Source organism: uncultured Amphritea sp., from assembly GCF_937127095.1.
Lineage (GTDB): Bacteria > Pseudomonadota > Gammaproteobacteria > Pseudomonadales > Balneatricaceae > Amphritea.
The window spans coordinates 1-23,601 of sequence record NZ_CAKZLP010000050.1; the positions used below are offsets into that span (position 1 = coordinate 1).

A 23,601-nucleotide genomic window follows, 5' to 3' on the forward strand; every position below is an offset into this window, starting at 1 on the left:
GTAAGCGTTGTGAGGCGTTGAGCTAACCAGTACTAATTGCTCGTGAGGCTTGACCATATAACGCCAAAAGCGTTTGGTTAGCTGATAGAAAAGATACATTGTGCTCGAAAGAGCGGCACTGAATAAAACAGTGCACGGATTAGAGTTTGTGCATACTCTTCTCGACTAAGAAGTTACAGGATTCGAATGACGCTTTGAACCACAAGCTAAAGCTTGAGTTCAAATCGTTAGAGCAACCAGTTTTGCTTGGCGACAATAGCGAGATGGAACCACCCGATCCCTTACCGAACTCGGAAGTGAAACGTCTTAGCGCCGATGGTAGTGTGGAGCTTCTCCATGCGAGAGTAGGTCATCGCCAAGCACCTAATTACGAAACAGCCCCGATCATTAACATGATCGGGGCTTTTTTCGTTTAGACGCCGCTACGTGGACTGAAACAAAGACGTGGCGAGACGCGACTGCGTCGCTTGCTAGAACGACGCTGCGCGCCTGCTAGTGGTTAGAACAAGCGGAAGAGCAAAAGCCTTCTTAGCGGGGCGGGGGTCATCTCATCCTGTAGCGAGCGACGCTAGCATGCCCTTTGGGTACCTCGTCGCGATAGTCTTGCAGTGGCCGACCCGGCTTTTATAGCAGGAGCCGCAGGCTCCGTTCTAGCGAGCTGCGAAGCAGCGATCTACTGCTCTTTACCGCTAGCAGCTGCGTTTAAGACTTATTTTCGTAACCCTAAGGTCACCGGTTTGTCATTCTCTGGCTATAGGCTCTTCGGGTCATAAAATTAACCCTGGAGATCTGCTATGCCTGCCAGCTGTTTTAAGAAATCGTTATTAACGATCTCAATTGCTGCCTTAGCCACTGTTACACACGCTGATTCATTTAATCGTATTGCAAGTTTTGGTGCTATCCATAACCTGCCGCAAGGTTCTGATCAGAGCCAGGAGACTTCGCCGGAGATTATCGCCGCCAGTGCAGATGGAAATACTCTTGTCTACTCTGATAGCCCATTTGAAGCGCTTGGTTTTGTTGATATTACTGATGCAAAAAATCCGCTTGCTGGCGGTATTGTTAAGCTGGACGGCGAGCCAACGTCTGTGGCTATCGGTGGTCAGACCGTTTTTGCCGGTGTTAATACTTCTGAAAGTTACGTTAAGCCTTCTGGCTATCTGCTTGCGCTGGGACTGGGGAAGCGAAACGAACTGGCACGTTGTGATCTGGGAGGCCAGCCAGACTCAGTCGCTGTATCTAAGGATGGCGGCTACGTTGCAGTTGCTATCGAGAACGAGCGTGATGAAGATCTTAATGATGGTGAGTTACCGCAACTGCCAGCAGGTTGGGTGACTGTTGTTCCTGTTAAAAACGGTCTGCCACAATGCGATAAGATGACTAAGGTTGATATGACCGGCCTGGCTGAGATCGGTGCTACTGACCCAGAGCCTGAATTTGTTGATTTTAACGGTAAAAATGAGATTGTTGTTACACTGCAGGAAAACAATCACCTGGCCATTATTGATGCGGCCAGTGGTAAAGTTATAAATCACTTCTCTGCAGGCAGTGTTGAGCTGGAAGGGATTGATATCAAGAAAGATAAGAAACTTGATTTTACTGGTAGCCAGACTCGCCTGCGTGAGCCTGACTCTGTTAAATGGATTGATGACAATCGTTTCGTGATAGCCAACGAAGGTGATATGAATGGTGGTGCCCGTGGTTTCACTATCTTTCATAAAGACGGACGTATGCTGTTTGAATCCGGTAGCTCTTTTGAACAGCAGGTAATTCTTGCAGGCCACTATCCTGAAAAGCGTTCTGGTAAAAAAGGCAGTGAGCCTGAAGGTGTGGCTATCGGTAAGTTCGGTGGTGAAACTTACATCTTTATTCTTTCCGAACGCGCTTCTGTGATTGGTGTTTACCGTGACACTGGAGCGGCGCCTGCGTTTGTTCAGTTGTTGCCATCGGGTATTGCACCTGAATCAGCGGTTGTGATTCCGCAACGAAATCTATTGGTCAGTGCCAATGAGAAAGATCTGATTGAGGATAAAGGGCCTCGTGCGCATGTCATGCTGTATAGCTTTTCAGGTGCCCCTGTTGCTTATCCACAGATTGTCTCTACCCGTACCCGTGAAGGGATGCCGATCGGTTGGGGGGCGTTGTCAGGCCTGACAGCAGATTCATCAAAGCCGGGTATGCTGTATGCCGTTAACGATAGTTTTTATTCTAATCAGCCTACCATTTTCAGTATTGATGCCAATCAGACGCCTGCTCAGATTACTGCTGCTATGCCTGTTTTACGTGATGGTAAAGCAGCTAAGAAACTTGACCTTGAAGGGATTGCTGTCGATGCTAAAGGCGGTTTCTGGCTAGCCTCTGAAGGTAAAACTGAGAAAGAGATTCCTCATGCTATTCATCATGTAAATAGTCAGGGAGAGATTGATCGCACAATCGATTTCCCTGCTGAGTTGCTGAAGCATGAAATGAAATATGGTGCTGAAGGGATAACACTGATCGGTGATACTTTGTGGGTTGCAATTCAGCGTCCCTGGAAGGATGACCCTGCTGATCAGGTTAAGCTGTTAGCTTATAACCTGAAGACAAACAGCTGGGGGGCTGTGCGTTATCCATTAGAACATGCTGACAAAGGCTGGGTGGGTCTGTCTGAGATCGTTAGCCATGGTGGTCAGGTATATATCATCGAGCGGGACAATCAGCTGGGAGAGTCTGCTGTTGTGAAGCGCTTATACAGTGTGTCAGCAGATCAGTTGAAGCCAGCTGCTATCGGCTCTGAACTGCCCGTTGTTAAGAAAACACTGGTTCATGATTTTCTCCCTGATCTGAAGTCTCTGAATGGTTATGTGCAGGATAAAATTGAAGGCTTTACCGTTGATGCTGCTGGAAATGGCTATGCCATTACAGATAATGATGGTGTAGACGATAGTTCTGGTGAAACGCTGTTTTTCGGTATCGGTAAGATGTAAATTTTAAATAAATTTATTAAAGGGCGGTCATTGATCGCCTTTTTTTGTTTTTAAGTCTGCTTTGTTTTAAAACATACGTTGTAAATCTTCATATTTTTTATGATAAATAATAAAAATATAATAAATATTTAATATGTCTTTATTGATCTTGTTTTTTTAGGATATTTTGTTCTATTAATTATTACTTTAACCGCGAGGTAACTTTTCTGTAATAGTTGATAATTATTATCGCTGCCAAAGATTTTTTGTTCAAATATATAAGGCACCAGTAATGCGATTTAGTTCGAATTTGTTTCTTACGACTTTATTATTAATATCTACATCGGCACTTGCTGAAGTCAGATTATCAGCGGGCAGCGGTATCTCTATCATTGCTGTAAATGGCGTTGAAGTAAAAAGTGACTCTCTCATTGGAAATAATGTATCCGCTACACTGCCCAACGGCATTAGCCAGATTCTGGTTAACTACTCGGCAGAAATAGAATCATCCGGTGACCTGGAAATAGAGACTGCAAATCCTCATATTATTGTTTTACAAGCAAAAGATAGCCAAATTCAACTCTCTGCTCCTGATATTACACGGTTGGCAGATTTCAATGAGTTTGATAAAGGCCAGCAGTGGAAGCTTACTGATAGCACTGGCCATACCATCCGTTATAAGGCTAAACCTCTTATTAAAGAGGGGTTTCAACTTAGCCGTGACTATGCAGCTGAGCTTCAACGTTTTAACCAGTCGGGTGATGCACTTTCGATCAATAACTTTGCATCAATTAACCGCTCCTCCGTCAGATCATCAATAAATAATTCAGCCTCGGGTGTCGAGATAAATTCATTATCAAGTGGATCTGCTGATAGTGATAGTTCTATGAATCTTCCTGAGAGACTGCTTCAGTATTGGTATTTGAAGGCTGACGCTGAAACCCGTGAAAGGTTTAAAACCTGGATTGGCAATAAATAATTAAATTCTGGATCTTTACCTTATGTCGATGAGGTGGCAGGGATCGCCTTTTTAATATTTTAACTTAACTAACTTTTATCTTTTCTTAACTGGAGAAAGAAATGAAAAAGCTTATCCTGGCCGCTGTTATTGCAGCGACTACTGCTGGTTCTGCAAGCGCTGCGACTATTTACGAAGGTAAAGGTCTGACTTACAAATTGAAAGGTGACTTTCAGATTCAGCTTCGTAAAGATGTGGGTAAAGATCAGAACCTGAATGTCGATTTCGATGATCTGGAACTGAAAAACTCAGTTATCTATGATCTGGGTAACGACATGAAGGCCTTTGGCCAGCTGGATTTTGGTTATAAGAACGCAGCAAACGGTAAAGATAAAGAAAAAAGCAGCCAGTTGGAAGAAGCTTATGTTGGCATGCAGTTTGGTAACGTATCGGTGTCTGTAGGTCAGCAAAACTTTGCTGTAGATAGCTTCGGTGTTGATGAACAGCTTGAAGATGAACTTAAAGAAGATCGTTTTGATGCGACCGCAACTGATGGCAACGATGTGGTTCGTGTTGACGTGAATATGGACAACTTCACTCTGATCCTGTCTACCGAGCTTGAAGCAGACAGCGAGAAAAGTGCTGATGGCAAAGGCTTTGATATTTTCATGTCTACCGCTGTAGCAGGTGTTGAGCTGGGTGCTGCATATCAGACTTTCAATGACAAGAAAACAGCCACTAGCCCTGATGTTGATGTTTGGGGTGTAAGCGCCATCTACGATGCAGGTTTTGCTGAGTTTGGCGTTGATTACAGTAAGTCTGATGACGGTACTGTCGAAGCTAGTCAGTATAACGTTATTACTATTATCCCGGTTGCAGCGACAACTGATCTGGGCCTTGGTCTGACTAAGGTTGAAGAAGATGGTAAGGACGATGTGTCTGAGTGGTACGTAAACGTTGTTTACAAGTTCCCAACTCAGAAAAACGTATCTGTCTTTGCTGAGATTGCTGATACCGATGAGGATGACGTTAAGATGGGTTACCTGGCAGGTATGCGTCTTAAGTTCTGATCCTGAGCTTTGCAGAAAAACAGCGTTTATTCTTAGGTCACCCCTTCGAGCTTTGAATGACTATTTTTTCAGGCCGGTTTTTTAACCGGCCTTTTTTTGTTAAAAAATCGTGATCCGAAGTCCGAAGGCTGTGCTTGTCCGAGTTTGGGGAGTAGAGGGCAAATTTTACTAAAGTACTCAAAGGCATGCTAAGGACACAGAGCTCACTGAGAAGAGTTTTTATTTTCCTCTGTGCTCTCTGTCTCCTCTGTGGTGAATCAGATCTTTGACTTTGTTTTTGTGCGGACAAGTTGTCAGCGACAACGCACGGACAAATGCAATGATCGGACAAGCGCAGCGCTCGGACCCACGGACTAAGGCTATTAGCTTGCTGACTGGTGCTTCAGATAGTCATGGCATTCCTGCCAGTTACCCCGGTAGATAATCCGGTCTGCTTTCAGGCTTAACTGATATTCATACATCGGGTCGTAATACCACTCAAGCAGCGGTGTCAGCCAGTCCAGGTGGGCGTCATATCCTGCGCCTGCCTGATGTAGCTTAATTGCTTTTTCCATCGTTTCCCGCAGGATCTGCCAACGCTCATTACCCAGCCTTCTGCGGATTTTATCCAGTCCGGACAGCAGATACTCTTCACAGAGTATGTGGCCCTGTTCTTCGCCATGAACGCGGGTGTAGTCCGCGACCATATCGATGACGTATTCCTTTAGTAGTCGCTGCAGCCGAATATCAAACGGGTCTTCGATAACCGCAACCGGTGCTGCCAGCATCTTTTGGTAGAGCGGGGCCGGTAGATCAACACTGCCGATATGCCGGCCTTCATCTTCAAACACCAGTTGCTGAAATCCGGCATGCTGTTTTTTCAGCATCTGGATAGCGGTGATATTTTCAAAGTTGATCTGGGTGCTTTGTGGGTTAACAAAACTGCCAAAGCTGGAACCACGATGATGCGCTGCGCCTTCCAGATCGATGGCATTCGCCAGGGTATTAACCATCAGCGTCTTTGCCGATCCGGTTTTACCGCCGACAATATAGAAGGGCAGGCTCTCAGACACCTCACTCAGTACCGTCAGCAGAGCGTTTCGCAGGGCTTTATAGCCACCCAATACCAGTGGATAGTCCACTCCTGCATCTTTAAGCCATTGTTGGGTGGTGCGCGAGCGAAGACCACCCCGGAAGCAGTAAATGTAACCTTCAGGATTGTTACGGCAGAACGACAGCCAGCGCTCCATCCTTTGTTCTTTAATCTGGCCGCTGACTAACTGGTGACCTAATTTAATTGCTGCTTCCTGGCCCTGCTGTTTATAACAGGTGCCCACCTGTGCCCGTTCATCATCGCTCATCAGCGGAAGGCTAATTGCCGTTGGAAAGGCTCCCTGGCTAAACTCAACCGGTGCCCGAAGATCAACCATAGGGATATCATTAAGAAATAGCTTACGGTAATTGTCGGTATCTTCGCGCATAGGGCTCTTAGGTTAGTTGTCGATCTGATTTGTCTGAGATTATTTAAATGTGCAGGTTCATCTGTTGTAACTGTCGGTCATGCCAGCGGCTCAGTAACAGAACGGCCAGACAGGCGCCGATCAGCGCAAGCAACATATCTGACTGGGTGTCCCAGATGTAACCCTGGGTGCCCAGAAAGGCCTCGGCTGATTCACCGGTCAGCGCAGCCACCCACCACTCAATCAGCTCATAGAGTGCGCTGAATGCCAGGCAGAAGCTAATCGTGAACAGATTAAGCCATGCTCGGCCATTCACCGCATCTGCGCGAATCATTATCTCTCGGGCGATCATCGCGGGGATAAACCCCTGTGCCAGGTGGCCTACTTTATCGTAGTTATTGCGCTGCCAGCCGAACAGCTCAGAAATCTGATCAAATAGAGGCACTTCAGCATAGGTATAGTGTCCACCGACCATCAGTATGATGCAGTGGGTAAGAATCAGTACATACAGCATCGGAGTCAGTGGATATTTTTTCGAAGTCATCGCTAACACAGCAACACCGACTAACGCCGGAACAACTTCAAGAAACCAGGTGAACTGATCCTTGGGGTTGATTGCCGACCATAGCAGCGCCGCGGTAAATGTGATGATCCAGAGTATTCGCATCAGTGCAGTATAAATTATTTAGCAAGTCTGCAATAGCGTTGCCCGCGAGGTTTGCCGGTTTTGTTCTATCCAGGCTGACAGGTTGCAAGGGTGTTAGCTTATGACGAATCAGCGCTGCCAATTGTCATTGTTGACAGAGTAATCGGCTGCCCCGTCAATGCCTTTTCACTCTCTGGTAATACATCAAGACTGGGCCAAAGGCCGGTTGACAGAGCCTTCATATAGCCGTTGTTCAGGCCGGATGAGATCATCTGTGCCGCTGTAGCGCTATGGTCATAGGTTAGCCGGTGCCAGCTGCAAACGAGTTGCTGCTCAATTAAGGTGATCAGCATATACCAGGTGTCAGGGGTGCCATCGTTGGCGGGCATGCCGATAACACCGGCATTTAACCAATAACCGTTGTCGATCTCCTGACCAAAAGGAATGCCACAGTGTCCAGCCAGAATAATATCGCTTTCAGTGAGCGCCAGTTGCCGTGACTTTTCGTTTGCCGTACCGGATGCAAAGATAAACTGATTATTGCTGTGAAATCCCCCGTGTAACGCTGTAAACCTATAGTGACCGTAGTTGAAGCGTATCTGCTCGGGTAATTGGCGCATCCATGCCTTATTCGTTTCGCTGACCCGGGGGAGGGTGAAGTTATACCACTGTGCAGATAGCAGGTCACAGGAGCTGCCTTCACTAAAGCCACAGCCACAGTCAGCAGAGCCGTTGCCGACTGATTCTTCACAGTTTCCGGCAACCACCGCTATACCCCAATCGCGAATCAGCTCAACGGTCTCATCCGGTTCGGCACAGTAGGCAACCAGGTCTCCGGTGCAGAGTACATTGCCAGGCTGAATGCCCAGAGAGTCTGCCACCTGTCTGATCGCGTGAGTGGCTTGCAGGTTGCTATATGGCCCGCCAAAGATTAACAGCGGGCTCGAATGATCAGGTGTGAATGATGTCATACCGCAGTTTCAGTCAGTGATGGTTGTTTCTGGTTAACGATGCCTGCCCAGAATAGCAGGCAGCCCCCGACAAGAACGCTAATAGAGATAAACAGCAGCTTGGTGTATTTATGACTCTCGCCGAGTAGCTGGGTATAGCCGGATGACTCGGTGAAATAAAGAGCTGCACCTGTTAGTGCCATAATAAAACAGCTGAGGTAGCTCCATAATGGGACATCCGTCCGCTTGCCCCAAAGGGAGAAAAAGATGACCGGCGCGAGATACATCGATGCCGTGCCGCTGACGGCGACCGCACTGAACAGATCTTTATTGCCCGAGAACACCAGCAGTAAGCCCAGTAAGACAAACACCGCCATCGTGATCCGCCCGTTAGCCACGGAGGGTTCTATCCAGTTCATATCCACGGCAACCAGCTTGGATGCACTGGACAGGGTGCTATCGAGAGTCGACATTGCTGAGATGACCAGGGTGATATTGAACAGCAGCATCGGGCCTTCTCCGAGCAGACGCATCAGCGCATCATTCATCGCTTCACCGCTGACTGCATGTGCACCGGCCATTATACCGAAGCAACCGAACAGTGTTATACAGATAAAACTGATCCAGGCGGCATGGTAGAAACTTTTACGGGTGGTTTCCCGATCCGCCAGAAAGCCCCGGTCCATCATCACCGGATCATGCATTGGATAGCTCCAGATCTGTAGCAGCGCTACCAGAATCAACACCGGGCCAGGATCGGTGATAATAAAGCTTTTAAACAGCAGGGTTGCGGTGGTGAGCTGTCCGGTAGCGACAACTAAAATAGTCAGAGCCCCCAGTAAAATAAGAAACAGCATCATCTGAAACAGGTCGGTACGCAGGGATGCATGCAACCCACCCAGCATTGAATAGATCAGTGTGACCACCGCAAACAGCGCGACGGCAGTGGTGTAGGAGGTACTGCCAGCGACGCCGAAGAGGATACCGATAACCAGTATGTTGGCAAATACTTCGCTAATCAGGCGCACGCCGATAACAAAGTTATAACAGCGGGTGCCCCAGCGGCCAAAGCGGTCGGTGAGGAATGCCTGGATACTGTTAAACCCGTGCTGAAACCTGACGGAGTCGATAATCTTGGCGCCGGTCAGAAAAGAGAGATAGTAGGCCGCATAAGCCAGAGTCCCCCAGATGCCGTAGTAAAAGCCCAAAATCGCTGCATTCAACAGAGAGCGGGCAAAGATCCAGGTCGTCACCTGTGAAAAGGTCAGCATCAGCAGGCCTGGGGGCTTTCCTTCAGGCGAGAGGCCCTTAAAAAAAGCACTGCCATCTTTTACTTTGGGGCTGATAAAGATAGAGACGGTTGCAACAGCGGCTACCGCAATGACAAGAGATATTTCCATTTACAACCCTGAGTGCTGCTAGATATTTTGAGTATTATTGCCCAGTAAACTGAAATGGCGATGAAAAATAGTTATATAAATTCTGGGAAAAGGTATTTCGAGCCTCACCGGGAAAGGACATACATCGTGGTAGTTACTAGTTGAGCTATATTACGCAGACCCATACGGAATTTAAAGGGGTCATGCAGGGTAGGTTTTTTGTAGCAGCGACGCTAGCATGCCCTCTGGGTACCCGTCGCGATAAAACCGTCAGTAGGCACGGGTTCAAATAATTGCCATGAGGGCATGGCTCGCTACGAAATCGGTTTTTCGCTTTATGTGGGAGGGACGCTAGCATGCCCTCTGGGTACTCGTCGCGATAAAACTGTCAGTAGGCACTGATTCAAATAATCGCCATCAGAGCATGGCTCGCTACAAAATCGGTTTTTCGCTTTATGTGGGAGGGACGCTAGCATGCCCTCTGGGTACCTCGTCGCGATAAAACCGTCACTAGGCACGGGTTCAAAAAATCGCCATGAGGGCATGGCTCGCTACAAAATCCGTTTTTCGCTTTATGTGGGAATGTTGAAGCGACGCTAGCATGCCCTCTGTGCTTTCTGAGGTGAAAAATGAATATGTCCTTTTGCGTTACATGCGATGGACAAAAAAAAGCCTGTCGTTTGACAGGCTTTTCAGAAGGAAATCATCACACGAATTTTTTACCCGTCGGGACGGCAACTACAGGTACTTTAGCGCCTTTAATTACCTGACGGGTTGTCTGGCTGTGGTGACCAAAGGTGTTTTCAGAACCCATTACGATCATATCCACGTTCCGCTTAGCGGCGACTTTCAGGATGGAGTCGGTATAGTTACCTTCAACGATCAGGTGCTCGATATCCAGATCAACTATCTTTTCGAGAGACCCCAGCTCCTCTTCACAGAACTTTTCAACCCGGGTTTTCATCTGCTGCATTACCTGGTCGATACCCTCGTCGTGCATCTTCTTGACCACATCTTCGGGCAGGTAGTTCTGGATCAGTGCATGTCCCAGTTCGCCAATAGGCTCGATCACATGCAGCATAATAATGTGTGCTTTCATGGTCTGAGCAAGGTTCACCGCCTGTCTGAAAACCGGGCGGGTGTGTTTGCCCAAAGAGGTGGAGTATAAAATTGTCTTAATTTCAGGAAGTGGCATGCTCAATATCCTCAATAAGTTACTGATCAGCAGAGCTGTGCTGAATCAGTCTGTTTTCTGGTGTCGGATTAGCCGCGTCCGCTTTTGACTGGCTGACACGATCCAGAAGGTAGATGATCGATTTGTAATCTATACCGCTATGATGTGACAGTCCAATTTCACAGGTGCGGCTGGTCGAATATCCGCTCGTACAGCCCTCTACGTCCTGTTTGAGTGTGCGCAGTGCAGACTCATTCAGTTCTGGTGTAGAGAATCCCTTATCACCGGCAAATCCACAACAGGTTATCTGCTCCGGAATAACCAGATTGGTTACACAGGCGGCAACAATTTTTTTCAGCTTTTCCGTCATCCCCATTCGTGTGGTACTGCAGGTTATATGCAGTGCGACGGTTTCCTCAGCCGGTGTAATCACCAGCCGGTCGAGCAAAAATTCATGGATAAACTCTACCGTATCAAAAAGCTTAATACGTTGATCTGTATTATCCTTTAGTCTTAAGCTGCAAGGGCTGGTATCAGAAAGTACCGGATACTCACCGCCATTGGTAGCCTTAAGTAACATCTTTTCAGTTTCAGCTGCCTTATACGCTGCTGCATCAAACATCCCTTTGGATTGAAAGGGCATACCACAGCAGAGCTGATCCAGGTTATCCGGGTAGATCACCTGATATCCCGCTTTGCGTAATAACTGCTCAGTTTTTTCCGCTAGCGATGTTTGCTCATCATCTCCCCGTGCGGGGCCCATCGCCCGGCTGGCACAGCTGGGCAGATAGACAACTTTCGGTGCATTGGCATCCGTAACCGGGCGAGCGGTATTGATTTTCGGTGCCGCAGTTGGCATGGATGCCGTCCACTGCTGCACCCGTCCTCCTGAGAGTTTGCGAGTGGTGTCGCAGATCGCGCCCATCGCTTTTGTGCCGATCAGCCCGTGGGCCAGATCAGCGCCCTTAAAGGCAACCTTGCTGGCGGTCATTACGCCGCCGTAGTGCTCCGCCAGCCATTGTGCCAGTTTCGTATGGCTCTCATTGTTCCTGCTGCGTAACAAGCGGGTCAGATCACCAGTGTTAATCTCTACCGGACAGGTAGTAGAGCATAACCCGCAGGCGGCGCAGGTATCTATCCCCTGATAAAGGTACTCTTTACGTAACTCTGCCAGACGCTGTGAATCTTCATTGCTGGCTTCAAGCCGGGCAATTTCACGCCAGATCACAATCCGTTGACGTGGTGTCAGAGTAAGATCCCGGGAGGGGCAGGTGGGCTCGCAGAAACCACACTCGATACATTTGTCGATCAGTGGGTCGGCAGCGGGAAGCGGTTTCAGATTTTCCAGATGCACATGGGCATTTCGGTTCAACAGTACGCCGGGGTTGAGAATGTTGTGCGGGTCAAACAGCTCTTTAATCTCCCACATCAGCGCATAGGCGGCAGAGCCCCACTCTTTCTCGACATAAGGCGCCATATTACGGCCGGTACCATGCTCCGCCTTGAGTGAGCCATCATATTTATCAACAACCAGGTTGGCCACATCATCCATCAGGCCTTCATAGCGATCTATCTCAGTCTGATCATCAAACGACTGGGTAAAGACAAAGTGCAGGTTACCTTCCAGCGCGTGGCCGAAGATCAAGGCTTCATCATAGTTCCACTTCTCAAATATCTGGTGCAGGTCGTGCACCGCCTCGGCCAGCCGCTCCACCGGGAAGGCAACATCTTCAATAATCACGGTAGTGCCGGTTTGCCGCACCGCCCCGACTGCGGGGAACAGGCCCTTACGGATCGCCCAGTACTTAGAGTATTCAAGGGGATCGGTGGTGAACTCAACCGGGTGGATAGTCTCCAGCGAACTGATGGAGGCTTTGATCTGCTCGACCTGCTCTACCAGATGGTTCTTGCATCCGGCCCGGGTTTCAACCAGCAGCGCGGCAGCATCATCCGGAAGCGTCTTAATAAAATCGGGCATACCGGGTTTATTTTCGATTGATCGCAGACCCGCCCGGTCCATCATCTCGACGGCGGACACCGGAGTCTGTTTCAGTATCGCAACCGCCTCACAGGTGATATGTACGGTGGGGAAAAAGATCAGCGCAGAGGCTTTATCCGCATGTTCGTCCACGGTGTTGTAGGTGATATTGCTGATAAAACCCAGGGTGCCTTCAGAACCGATCATCAGGTGCTGCATGATCTCTATCGGGTCCTGGTAATCGACCAGCGCATTCAGAGCATAACCGGTGGTGTTTTTCAGCCGGTATTTATGCTCAATTCGCTGCCGTAACGGCTCATCACTTCGGGTTTGTGCGGCCAGGGCTCCCAGTGCGGTCAGCAGGCTGCTGTGGCTTGTTTTAAATGCAGTGACAGAATCGCTGTCGCCGGTATCAACCGTGGTGCCATCGGCAAGAATCAGTTTCATACTGTGCAGAGTGCGATAGCTGTTTTGTGCGGTTCCGCAGCACATGCCGCTGGCATTATTGGCTGCAATTCCGCCGATCATAGCCGTGTTGATAGACGCAGGGTCCGGGCCGATCTTCTTATTAAACGGTGCCAGATATTTATTCGCATGGGCGCCAATGACGCCGGGCTGGAGTGTAATACGGCTGGCATCGTCATTTAGGCTGTAACCTTTCCAGCCATCTTTCAGCTGAATCAGCACCGAATCGGTAATTGCCTGACCTGACAGACTTGTTCCTGCTGCGCGGAAGGTCACCGGAATTTTATGGCTATAGGCCAGCTTAACAATGCGGGCAACATCCTGTTCAGATTCAGGGCGCACGACCAGCTGAGGAATCAGCCGATAGAAACTGGCATCAGTTCCGTATGCCAGGGTGCGAAGCGGGTCGGAAATAATCTGTGTAGCGGGCAGAAATTCCTGCAATAGTTGCCTGAATTGTTGATATTCCTGCTTCATTGAAATGCCTCGCATTGGGCAGCGTCTGATTCGGCTGACTCAGGGACTGCCCGGTTATCTTGTGGCCTGACGACCGGATGAAATGGAACAGTAGAAGGAGCAGGGCTCCTTCTGACATTACACGCTTAACTACATGAGTGATCTAGCCGTAAGCCGCCGCAGGCAACCACAGCACTAGTTGAGGCCAGAACACCAGAACTAACAGGGCAATAAGCTGAAGCAGGATAAACGGAATAACACCCTTATAGATATCGCTCAGCTTAACGTTCGGTGGACATACCCCTTTGAGATAGAACAGCGCAAAGCCCACCGGGGGGGTCAGGAATGAGGTCTGCAACGCCATCGCAACCAACATCACAAACCACACCAGTTCCGGGTTATCCACTACACCATAACCATCAATATCCAGTCCCAGTGCCGAGATCACCGGTGCCAGCAGTGGCAGAATGATCAGCGTGATCTCAATCCAGTCAAGGAAGAAGCCCAGCAGGAAGATCACCCCCAGTATAAAGAAGATAATACCGTAAGGGCCAAATGGCAGACCGGTGAGGAATGACTCAATCAGCTCGTCCCCGCCCAGCTCTCGCAGCACCAGCGCAAAACAGGTGGCACCGATGAAAATCGCGAAGATATAGGCGGTGGTGTTATAAGTACCCTGCATCACCTCTTTCAGCACCCGGAAGTTAAACTTACGGTTGTAAACGGCCAGCAGTGTTGCGCCGAATGCGCCTACGCCAGAGGCTTCTGTCGGCGTGGCGAAACCGCCAAAAATGGAGCCCAGTACAACAAAGATCAGCAGTAGAGTAGGTAAGACAGCCTTCAACACAGAGATAACAGTCTGGAGGGTGACTGGTTTAGTGTCCGGTGGAATTGGAGCAGCTTCAGGTTTCAGCTTACCGACAATCAGAATATAGATGATGTACATCGCGCCCAGCATCAGGCCGGGGAATACCGCGCCCATAAACAGGTCACCCACTGACAAGCCCAGCTGATCGGCCATGATAACCAACATAATACTTGGCGGAATCAGAATACCCAGCGTACCGGCACTGGCGATGGTGCCTAGTGCTAAAGGCATGGAATAACCCTGCTTGGTCATGGAGGGTAGCGACATCACTGCCAGCAATACCACCGATGCACCGATAATACCGGTAGAGGCGGCCAGGATAATACCGATAGCGGTGACTGTTATCGCAAGACCCCCACGCACCCGGCCAAACAGCTCCTGCATCGAGTTCATCAGTCGTTCTGCGACACCGGATTTATCCAGCATGATGCCCATAAAGATAAACATTGGCAGGGCAACCAGAATCCAGTTGTCCATGATCTTCCATAGGCGGTTAACCACCAGACCCAGAGTCAGAAAGTCCAGACCCGTGATGGTGTCAAAATAGGTGTCCGCCAGATAGCCAATCAGTGCAAAAGCAACACCCACGCCCCCCAGAACCCATGCGACCGGTATCCCGGTAAACAGCAGCGCGATGAATGACAGGAACATCGCAATAACCAGAATCTCATTAATTTCCATTACGCGTTATCCCCTTTAAATAGTAAAACCGTGTCGCGATACAGACGTGAAAGCACCGCCAGCCCCAGCAGAAACATGCTGGCCGGAATCGCGCTTTTCATCAGCCAGCGATAAGGCAGGCCCGAAGGAGACTCTGAGTGTTCGTTAATACGATAGGAGTCGGCAACAAAATCCAGACTGTGGATAAAAATAACCGAGATAAACGGTAATACCAGCAACAGGATACCCAGAATTTCGATAATGTACTTGGTGTTTGATCTGAACGAGGAGTAAAACAGGTCGACCCGGATATGCGAGTTTGTTGTCTGTGCGTATGACAGGCCAAACATAACCCCCAATGCATACAGGTGCCATTGCAACTCTTCTAAAACGATGAGTCCGCTGGAAAAACCCTTGCGCAGAATAACCTGAGTAACAATGACCATCACCAGGAGTACAAAGACCCAGGCAATAATATGGCCGACTTTCTGGATGGCCCGATCAATACTGTCCGCCAGGGGGACAGAGGGCAGGCTGTTAGGCTCGTTCACGATAATGCACCTTTACCGGTTTTTATTGTATTTGGATTAACGTTGTTAACGTCAATGTATGAGGACGTTGCAGAAAAAAATCTGTAAAGCTGCGAGACCGGTGTCGCAGCTTTACAGAGCTCTTTCAGCTCAGTTCTTTCAGCTCAGTTCTTTCAACTCAGAGCGTTCAATTCAGTGCTTTTAACTAATTGCGTGTCTATGTGATTTTTAACAATAAGTTCTCTGACTTATGCTGACACAGTAAACAAATTAAACGCAGGGGCAGATCTGCCCCTGCGTTTCGGGTTTATCACTCAGTTGTTTTTTGCGCGAGGAAGGAAGGCGTTTGCTTCCCAAAGGTCATAGCCTTTACGGAAGGTGCTCAGGTCATCCCACACTTTCTTAAAGAACGGGTCCTCAGCGGTCTTTTCAGCAACGACTTCGTTCCATTTCTCTTCGAAAGTTGTCAGCATGTTGTCATTCCAATAGCGAATGTTCACGCCGTTTTCTTTCGCTTTAGCCATAACATCGAACTGCATCGCTTCACCTTCAGCGATGGCGTTAGTGACGGATGCTTTACAGGTATTATCGAGAATTGCCTGCTGGCCTTTACTCATGCTGTTCCAGGTATCTTTGTTCACTAACAACTCAAAGATAGTTGCCTGCTGATGCCAGCCTGGGAAATAGTTGTATTTAGCAATTTTGTACAGACCGAGACGCTGATCAATCGCTGGCTGAGAGAACTCAGTTGCATCGATCGCACCTTTTTCCAGGGCTCCGAAGATCTCACCGCCGGGCAGCTGGGAAGTTGATACGCCCAGTTTCTCCATAACCGATGCACCGAGGCCGAAGAAGCGCATATTCAGGCCTTTCAGGTCTTCAGGGGTATTGATCTCTTTTTTGAACCAGCCGGACGTTTCCGGGGAGATAATAGCGCACGGCATTACGTGAACATTGTAACCGTTGGAGTCATACATCTCCTGATACAGTTTCAGGCCGTTACCGTAATACAGCCAGGCCATATATTCGCCGGCTTCAGGTCCGAAAGGTACTGCGGAGAACAGCGCAGCAGCCGGGATCTTACCCTGCCAGTAACCGGCAGTGGCATAGCCCGAATTCACTTTGCCAGATGACACCGCGCCGAGAATCTCTTTAGCGCCCACCAGTTTTCCCGGCTCGTAGATTTTCATCTTAAGTGAGCCATCACTCATAATAGGCAGCTGTTCAGACACCCATTTGATCGGAGTTCCCAGTGCTGGCAGGTGAGAACCGAAGGCGATAGGAGTCTTCAGAAGTATTTTATCTGCCGCTTGAACTGCGGTGGTGGTAGCCGTTATCGCTGTAGTGATGACAGCAGTAGATACCAGTGCCTTTGCGAATTTATTCATGATCTTGCCTCAGGATGTTTGTTGTTTTTATCTCTATTTGCCGGATTCAGAACAGGCCATTCGGAAGCCTTGAAAAATTGTTCTTGAATAATTGGTAAGACCAATTTACCATGCAATTAGTCGCTACCTTAAAATTTAGTGCGGTGCCTTGTCAATGCTTTTATGAATAATAAAGTTAGCTGCTTTTTCAGAAAAAGCTTAATTTTTTATAGAAATCAATAACAAGCACGAAGGTCAGACCAATTTCAGAGGTGGCGTAGTGGATTGGTATATTTATGATCCCGGTAGGGGTGTATGGTTGTGTCCTGTTAATTGGCCCACACCTATGCTCGTGAATGAATAATTTACAGAGTCAGTTTTGAGTAATATCAGTAATTGGCGGAGATGGTCAGATGGCGTATCAGCGAGTCAAGCAACCGAAAATTTCGGATGTAATCATGGGGCAGCTGGAAGAGATGGTTCTGGAAGGTACTCTTAAGCCTGGACAGAAGTTGCCTCCGGAGCGGGAGTTGGCAAAACAGTTTGAAGTGTCGCGTCCTTCATTAAGAGAAGCGATTCAGAAACTGGCGGCAAAAGGGGTTCTGGTGAGTCGCCAGGGTGGCGGAACCTATATCTCGGAAGAGCTCGGCAGAGCGTTTTCTGACCCTTTGCTGGAGCTATTCAAAACCCATCCCGAAGCGCAGTATGACCTGCTGGAATTTCGCCATGCGCTGGAAGGGGTGTCAGCGTATTACGCTGCCCTGCGCAGCACTCCCGCAGATAAAGAGCATATCCGTGCCCGTTATGACGCCTTGCAGGGGTTTCATGACCGCAAAGAGTTTGATAAAGAGGTGTATGCGGATGTGGACTTTCATCTTGCCATCGCTGAAGCAACGCACAATATGGTGTTGCTGCATATGATGCGCGCCCTGTTCAGCTTGCTGCGTCAGCATATCTGGGAAAACCTCCAGGATATCTACCCTAAAACTGATATTCGCAGCAAGATACATGAACAACACTCAGTGCTAATGGAAGCAATTATTGCAGGCGAGCCAGAGAAGGCACGTAAGGCGGCACATGATCATCTGGCCTATGTCGAAGATGCCCTGCTGGAACAGGGAAAAGAGAACACCCGGCTGAAAAGGGCGATGCGGCGTGCAGATGTAACACCGCTGTAATCTACGTTATGTATAAAAACTACAATATTGGCTATTTGCATAGCGCTTATAGACATTAATTTTGTTTTTTTGTAGTATTACTACAAAATAAAAACGATAACAAAAAATGACAGGCTTGCTGCGGCGCAGCATGAAACCTGTTCACAAACTCATTAAGACATTCACAGAAGTGTTGGTGAGCGGGGCAAAGTGATAAAAATCCACAATATCATCGGGTTCAGCAGATTTTGCTGTTTTTTTGCCTGCTTTTTTACTGATAACTTCTATTCTTAACAGAGTTTACCTAATGCCGGGATGATTGGGATACCCGGTTTTGAGTGCAAGACAAGAATAGTGGAGAAAGGCAAAGTGCAAGAATTTATCGACGATATTGACCCAATTGAAACCAGTGAGTGGATTGAGGCGCTCGAGTCTGTAGCCAAAAATGAAGGCGGAGATCGCGCTCACTACCTGCTCAAGAAACTAGGTGAAAAAGCTTCAGAGATGGGGGTTAGTGCAGGTACCACCCTGACCACCCCATACCGCAATACGATTACATCAAAAGATGAAGTCCGGATGCCGGGCGACCTGTTTATGGAACGTCGCATCCGCTCCTTTATCCGTTGGAACGCGATGGCGATGGTAATGCGCGCCAACGATAACTCCGATGGTCTGGGTGGCCATATTTCAAGTTTCTCCTCTTCTGCCACGCTGTACGATATCGGTTTTAACTATTTTTTCCACGGTTCTGAAGGCGACCGCGAAGGTGATCTGGTGTTTTTCCAGGGGCACATCTCTCCGGGTATCTATTCCCGTGCCTATCTTGAAGGCCGTCTGACCGAAGAGCAGATGGATAACTTCCGTCGTGAAGTGGATGGCGTGGGTCTGTCCTCTTATCCACACCCATGGCTGATGCCGGATTTCTGGCAGTTCCCAACGGTTTCGATGGGTCTTGGCCCGATTCAGGCGATCTATCAGGCGCACGTCATGCGCTACCTGTCGGCTCGCTCTCTCATCACTCGTGGCGAACGTAAAGTCTGGGCGTTTCTGGGTGATGGTGAGTGTGATGAGCCGGAATCTCTGGGGGCGATCTCGCTTGCGGGACGTGAGCAGCTGGAAAACCTGGTGTTTGTGGTTAACTGTAACCTGCAGCGTCTGGATGGCCCGGTTCGCGGTAACGGCAAGATCGTTCAGGAACTTGAAGGTGTCTTCCGCGGCGCCGGCTGGAACGTGATTAAGTGTTTGTGGGGTCGTCACTGGGATCCACTGTTTGAAAATGATGAAAAAGGTTTGCTGCAGAAACGCATGGACGAAGTCTGTGACGGTGAACTGCAAAACTACAAGGCGAACGGTGGTGCATACACCCGTGAGCATTTCTTCGGTAAATACCCTGAACTGCTGGAGATGGTTAAGGATCTGTCAGACGACGATATCATGAACCTGAACCGCGGCGGCCACGACCCATATAAAGTCTATGCGGCTTATCATTCAGCGATGAACCATAAAGGTCAGCCAACCGTTATTCTGGCGCAAACCGTTAAAGGTTATGGTACCGGTAAATCGGGCCAGGCGAAGAACGACACCCACTCGATGAAGAAAGTGGCAATGGATGATCTGAAAGACTTCCGCGACCACCACAATATTCCGCTGACCGATGATCAGCTGAAAGAGGTTCCATACTACCGTCCATCGCCTGATTCTGCAGAGATGAAGTATATGATGGACCGTCGTAACAAACTGGGCGGTGTTTACCCAACCCGTCGCAGCGACTTCGACGCTCTTGAAATTCCACCACTGGATACCTTCGCGGCGCAGCTGAAAGACAGCGGTAAGCGTGAAATGTCAACCCAGATGGTATTGAACCGGGTACTGAGCACACTGGTAAAAGATAAGAGCATGGGCGAGCGGGTTGTGCCGATTGTGCCAGACGAAGCCCGTACCTTTGGTATGGAAGGTATGTTCCGTCAGCTGGGTATCTACACCTCAGCAGGTCAGCGTTACGTGCCACACGATTCTGATCAGATCATGTTCTACAAAGAGTCCAAGACCGGTCAGATTCTCGAAGAGGGTATCAACGAAGCGGGTGCGATGTCTGCCTGGATGGCCTGTGCTACGTCCTACAGCAACAACAACTGCACCATGGTGCCGTTCTACATCTATTACTCTATGTTTGGTTTCCAGCGGATTATGGACCTTGCCTGGGCGGCAGGTGATATGCAGGCCCGAGGCTTCCTGATCGGAGCGACTTCGGGTCGTACCACACTGAATGGTGAAGGTTTGCAACACCAGGATGGTCACTCTCACCTCATGGCGCAAATGATTCCAAACTGTGTTTCTTACGATCCGACCTTCGGCTATGAGCTGACAGTCATCGTCCAGGATGGCTTGAAGCGGATGTTCCAGGACAAAGAGAACAAGTTCTACTACATCACCACCATGAACGAGAACTACGCTCACCCAGCCATGCCGGTTGGTGCTGAGGAAGGTATCGTGAAAGGGATGTACCTTCTGCAGGAAGGTAAAGATTCCGACATGAAAGTACAGCTGATGGGTTGCGGTACGATCCTGCGTGAAGTGATTGCTGCGGCAGATATTCTGCGTGATGAGTTCGGGGTTGAATCAGACATCTGGAGCACTACCTCAATCAATGAATTGCGTCGTGATGCACAAAGCGTATCCCGCTGGAACATGCTGCACCCTGAAGATGAGGCGCGTGTCTCTTACCTGCAAGAGTGTCTGCAAGACCGTCAGGGTCCGGTTATTGCGTCCACTGACTATATGCGCATCTATGCTGATCAGCTGCGTGAATATATCCCTCGCACCTATAAAGTACTGGGTACCGATGGTTTTGGTCGCTCTGATACCCGCGCCAAGCTGCGTGAGTTCTTTGAAGTGAACCGTTATTACGTGACGGTTGCCGCACTGACTGCGCTGGCAGAAGAGGGCAAGATTGAACGTACTGTTGTAGCCAAAGCGATGCAGAAGTTTGGCATAAACCCGGAAAAACCAGCCCCATGGACTGTGTAACCCGAAGCTGAACTTTTAAGAGAGGATAATGACGTGAGTACTGTAAACATTACGGTTCCTGATATTGGTGGTTACGCAGACGTAGATATTGTTGAGATCTGTGTAGCGGTTGGTGACACAGTGGTTGAGGGCGATTCTCTGATCGTCCTGGAAACCGATAAGGCATCGATGGAGGTGCCATCTACCCACGCGGGTACAGTGAAAGAGATTCTGGTTGAAGCGGACGGCACCTGCAACGAAGGCCAGGTAATTGTGGTTCTGGAAACCGGTCTGGTGGTTGACGAGGTCGATCCGGCTCCGGCTGCCAAAGCAGCACCGGCTGCAGCCCCTGCGGCAGAGGCTGCTCCAGTGGCGGCTGCTCCTGCTGCAACTAGCGCGGTTGAAAAAGTGCTGGTGCCTGACCTGAGTGGCGCGACTGACGTAGATGTGGTTGAAGTCCTGGTGAAGGATGGCGACACCGTTGCGGAAGGCGATTCCCTGTTAGTGCTGGAAACCGATAAAGCATCGATGGAAGTTCCGGCTCCAATGGCCGGAGTCATCGTATCGATGAAGATTAAAGAGGGTGATAGCACCAACGAAGGTGATCATCTGTGTGATATTCAGATTGCTGGTGGTGCCTCTGTTGCAGCTCCTGCTGCGGTATCTGCACCGGTTGCCGCAGCAGAGGCTCCGGCTCCTGTTGCCGCTGCTCCAGCACCTGTTGCGGGTGGTGTGGAAGATGTGCTGATCCCTGATCTGAGTGGCGCGACCGACGTTGACGTAGTTGAAGTCCTGGTAAAGGACGGCGATACCGTTGCCGAAGGCGATTCCCTGATCGTACTGGAAACCGATAAAGCTTCAATGGAAGTCCCTGCACCTAAAGCGGGTGTGGTTAAATCCATGAAGATCAAAGAGGGTGGAACCGTTAACGAAGGCGATCTGCTGATGCAACTGGAAGTGGCTGGTGGGTCTGCACCTGCAGCAGCGCCTGCGGCATCGGCTCCGGTAGCAGCACCAGCAGCCGCTCCGGCGAAAGCAGCGGCTCCCGCTCCTGCGGCAAGCGCGCCCGTTGATCGCGAAGCGCTGGAGAAGAAAAACAAATCCGTACATGCAGGCCCGGCCGTTCGTGCCACGGCCCGTGAATACGGTGTTGATCTGTCTCTGGTTTCAGGTACCGGCCCACGGGGTCGTATTCTCAAAGAGGATGTTCAGGCTTACGTGAAAGGCGCGCTGAAGCAACTGGCTGAGAAGCCTGCTGCCGCAGCTGTGACCGGCGGTTCGGGTATCCCGGCCATTCCAGAAGTCGATTTCAGCCAGTTTGGTGAAATCGAGATGGAGAAAATGTCCAAGATCCACAAGCTAACCGCGGCCAACATGTCTCGCTGCTGGCTGAACATTCCGCATGTGACTCAGTTTGATAAAGCGGATATCACCGATCTGGAAGCATTCCGCGCTGAGATGAAGGACGAAGCCGCGCGCAATGGCGTTAAGCTGACACCGCTGCCGTTCATGCTGAAAGCGATTGCGATTGCACTGAAAGCGCATCCGAAATTCAATGCTTCGTTGCATGCCGATGGTGAGCACATCGTCTACAAGAAATATATCAATATCGGTATGGCGGTAGATACGCCAAACGGTTTGATGGTTCCGGTGATTAAGGACGCAGACAAGAAGAGTATCTATGAGCTGTCTCTGGAAGCGAACGAGCTGGCCGGTAAGGCGAAAGATCGTAAGCTGAAACCTGCCGAGATGCAGGGCGCTTGTTTCACCATTTCAAGTCTGGGTGGTATTGGCGGTACTGGCTTTACGCCAATCGTTAATGCCCCTGAAGTGGCGATTCTGGGTGTCTCCAAAGCGGATATCGAACCACGCTGGAACGGTAAAGAGTTCGAACCCCGTAAGATGCTGCCCCTGTGCCTGTCTTACGATCACCGCGCCATCAACGGCAGTGATGCAGGTAAGTTCCTGACCTACCTCAACCAGCTGCTGAGCGATGTCCGTCGCATGGTGATGTAATCCTGGGTTTCCAGTGATTACCTGAATTCCGGTAGCTCAGCGGTTATCCCCCGCGGGCTATCGGTGATTCGGTGGTTAACCACCGAATCAGATGCGACAGCGTGCAGGCTGTCGCATCGACCTCTATTTTTCTTTTCCATGGTTATTCTTGTACCCATGACTCGGGCCCCTACTCATCATTGAGCAGGGGCTTTTTTTTGATCAGCGTTTTGATCGATCGCTACGCTTGTCCGAAGTCCGATCACTTCGTTTGTCCGATCGCAGCCTACGGCTGCTAGTCCGCATTTTTTGCTCTCACCACAGAGGGCGCAGAGGACATCGAGAAGAGCATTAAAAGAAACATATGTAACAAATCGCCATGAGGGCATGGCTCGCTACAAAATCTGTTTTCCCTTTATGTGGGAGCGACGCTAGCATGCCCTCTGGGTACCTCGTCGCGATAAAACCATCAACAGGCGATGGGTCAAATAAATCGCCGCGAGGGCGCGCCTCCCACCGGGTAGATTTTTTGTAGGAGCGACGCTAGCATGCCCTCTG

General features: G+C 49.5%; 15 protein-coding genes and 1 rRNA gene. 7 read left to right on the plus strand and 9 right to left on the minus strand.

The genetic code is table 11. The features are described from left to right. The first annotated feature begins 245 nt into the window (after positions 1 to 245). The 4 genes from rrf (at position 246) to Q0499_RS11040 (ending at position 4,973) form a co-directional block, all read left to right on the plus strand. Positions 246 to 361 (plus strand): 5S ribosomal RNA (gene rrf / locus Q0499_RS11025). Between the two features lie 433 nt (positions 362 to 794). Beyond that, entirely contained in the window at positions 795 to 2,966 is a 2,172-nt protein-coding gene (locus Q0499_RS11030) for an esterase-like activity of phytase family protein (protein ID WP_299199262.1), read from the plus strand. Positions 2,967 to 3,237: 271 nt separating this feature from the next. Beyond that, positions 3,238 to 3,924 (plus strand): DUF2057 domain-containing protein, encoded by a 687-nt coding sequence (locus Q0499_RS11035; protein ID WP_299199264.1) that lies wholly within the window; start codon positions 3,238 to 3,240, stop codon positions 3,922 to 3,924. A gap of 101 nt (positions 3,925 to 4,025) precedes the next feature. Further along, the gene (locus Q0499_RS11040) at positions 4,026 to 4,973 is read left to right on the plus strand and encodes a porin (RefSeq protein ID WP_299199266.1); all 948 of its coding nucleotides are present in this window, start codon (positions 4,026 to 4,028) and stop codon (positions 4,971 to 4,973) included. Positions 4,974 to 5,335: 362 nt separating this feature from the next. On the opposite strand, the gene mnmH is transcribed toward Q0499_RS11040, so the two are convergent. The 9 genes from mnmH to Q0499_RS11085 form a co-directional block, all read right to left on the minus strand. Continuing rightward, on the minus strand, positions 5,336 to 6,433 hold the full coding sequence (gene mnmH / locus Q0499_RS11045; RefSeq protein ID WP_299199268.1) for a tRNA 2-selenouridine(34) synthase MnmH: 1,098 nt from the start codon (positions 6,431 to 6,433) through the stop codon (positions 5,336 to 5,338). 43 nt (positions 6,434 to 6,476) lie between these two features. Continuing rightward, positions 6,477 to 7,079, minus strand: a complete 603-nt coding sequence (locus Q0499_RS11050; RefSeq protein WP_299199272.1) for a DUF2238 domain-containing protein — start codon at positions 7,077 to 7,079, stop codon at positions 6,477 to 6,479. Positions 7,080 to 7,177: 98 nt separating this feature from the next. Further along, positions 7,178 to 8,029: a metallophosphoesterase family protein gene (locus Q0499_RS11055; protein WP_299199274.1), complete on the minus strand. Its 852-nt coding sequence runs from the start codon at positions 8,027 to 8,029 to the stop codon at positions 7,178 to 7,180. Then, positions 8,026 to 9,408 (minus strand): sodium:proline symporter, encoded by a 1,383-nt coding sequence (locus tag Q0499_RS11060; protein ID WP_299199276.1) that lies wholly within the window; start codon positions 9,406 to 9,408, stop codon positions 8,026 to 8,028. The genes Q0499_RS11055 and Q0499_RS11060 overlap by 4 nt, the downstream gene beginning before the upstream one ends. A gap of 685 nt (positions 9,409 to 10,093) precedes the next feature. After that, entirely contained in the window at positions 10,094 to 10,582 is a 489-nt protein-coding gene (locus Q0499_RS11065) for a universal stress protein (protein ID WP_299199278.1), read from the minus strand. Between the two features lie 19 nt (positions 10,583 to 10,601). Further along, a complete protein-coding gene (locus tag Q0499_RS11070; RefSeq protein WP_299199280.1) occupies positions 10,602 to 13,481 on the minus strand; it encodes an FAD-binding and (Fe-S)-binding domain-containing protein in 2,880 nt (959 codons plus the stop codon). A gap of 142 nt (positions 13,482 to 13,623) precedes the next feature. After that, positions 13,624 to 15,009: a TRAP transporter large permease subunit gene (locus Q0499_RS11075; protein ID WP_299199282.1), complete on the minus strand. Its 1,386-nt coding sequence runs from the start codon at positions 15,007 to 15,009 to the stop codon at positions 13,624 to 13,626. After that, positions 15,009 to 15,539, minus strand: a complete 531-nt coding sequence (locus Q0499_RS11080; RefSeq protein ID WP_299199285.1) for a TRAP transporter small permease subunit — start codon at positions 15,537 to 15,539, stop codon at positions 15,009 to 15,011. The genes Q0499_RS11075 and Q0499_RS11080 overlap by 1 nt, the downstream gene beginning before the upstream one ends. A gap of 293 nt (positions 15,540 to 15,832) precedes the next feature. Beyond that, the gene (locus tag Q0499_RS11085) at positions 15,833 to 16,906 is read right to left on the minus strand and encodes a TRAP transporter substrate-binding protein (protein WP_299199287.1); all 1,074 of its coding nucleotides are present in this window, start codon (positions 16,904 to 16,906) and stop codon (positions 15,833 to 15,835) included. 392 nt (positions 16,907 to 17,298) lie between these two features. On the opposite strand from Q0499_RS11085, the gene pdhR reads away from it, so the two are divergent. From pdhR to aceF, 3 genes are all read left to right on the plus strand, one after another. Then, positions 17,299 to 18,063 (plus strand): pyruvate dehydrogenase complex transcriptional repressor PdhR, encoded by a 765-nt coding sequence (pdhR, locus tag Q0499_RS11090; protein WP_299199289.1) that lies wholly within the window; start codon positions 17,299 to 17,301, stop codon positions 18,061 to 18,063. A gap of 294 nt (positions 18,064 to 18,357) precedes the next feature. Further along, positions 18,358 to 21,069: a pyruvate dehydrogenase (acetyl-transferring), homodimeric type gene (gene aceE / locus Q0499_RS11095; RefSeq protein ID WP_299199291.1), complete on the plus strand. Its 2,712-nt coding sequence runs from the start codon at positions 18,358 to 18,360 to the stop codon at positions 21,067 to 21,069. Positions 21,070 to 21,102: 33 nt separating this feature from the next. Then, positions 21,103 to 23,064 carry a dihydrolipoyllysine-residue acetyltransferase gene (aceF, locus tag Q0499_RS11100; protein WP_299199294.1) on the plus strand — a complete coding sequence of 654 codons (1,962 nt, stop codon included), beginning with the start codon at positions 21,103 to 21,105 and terminating at the stop codon, positions 23,062 to 23,064. The last annotated feature ends 537 nt before the right edge of the window (positions 23,065 to 23,601 follow it).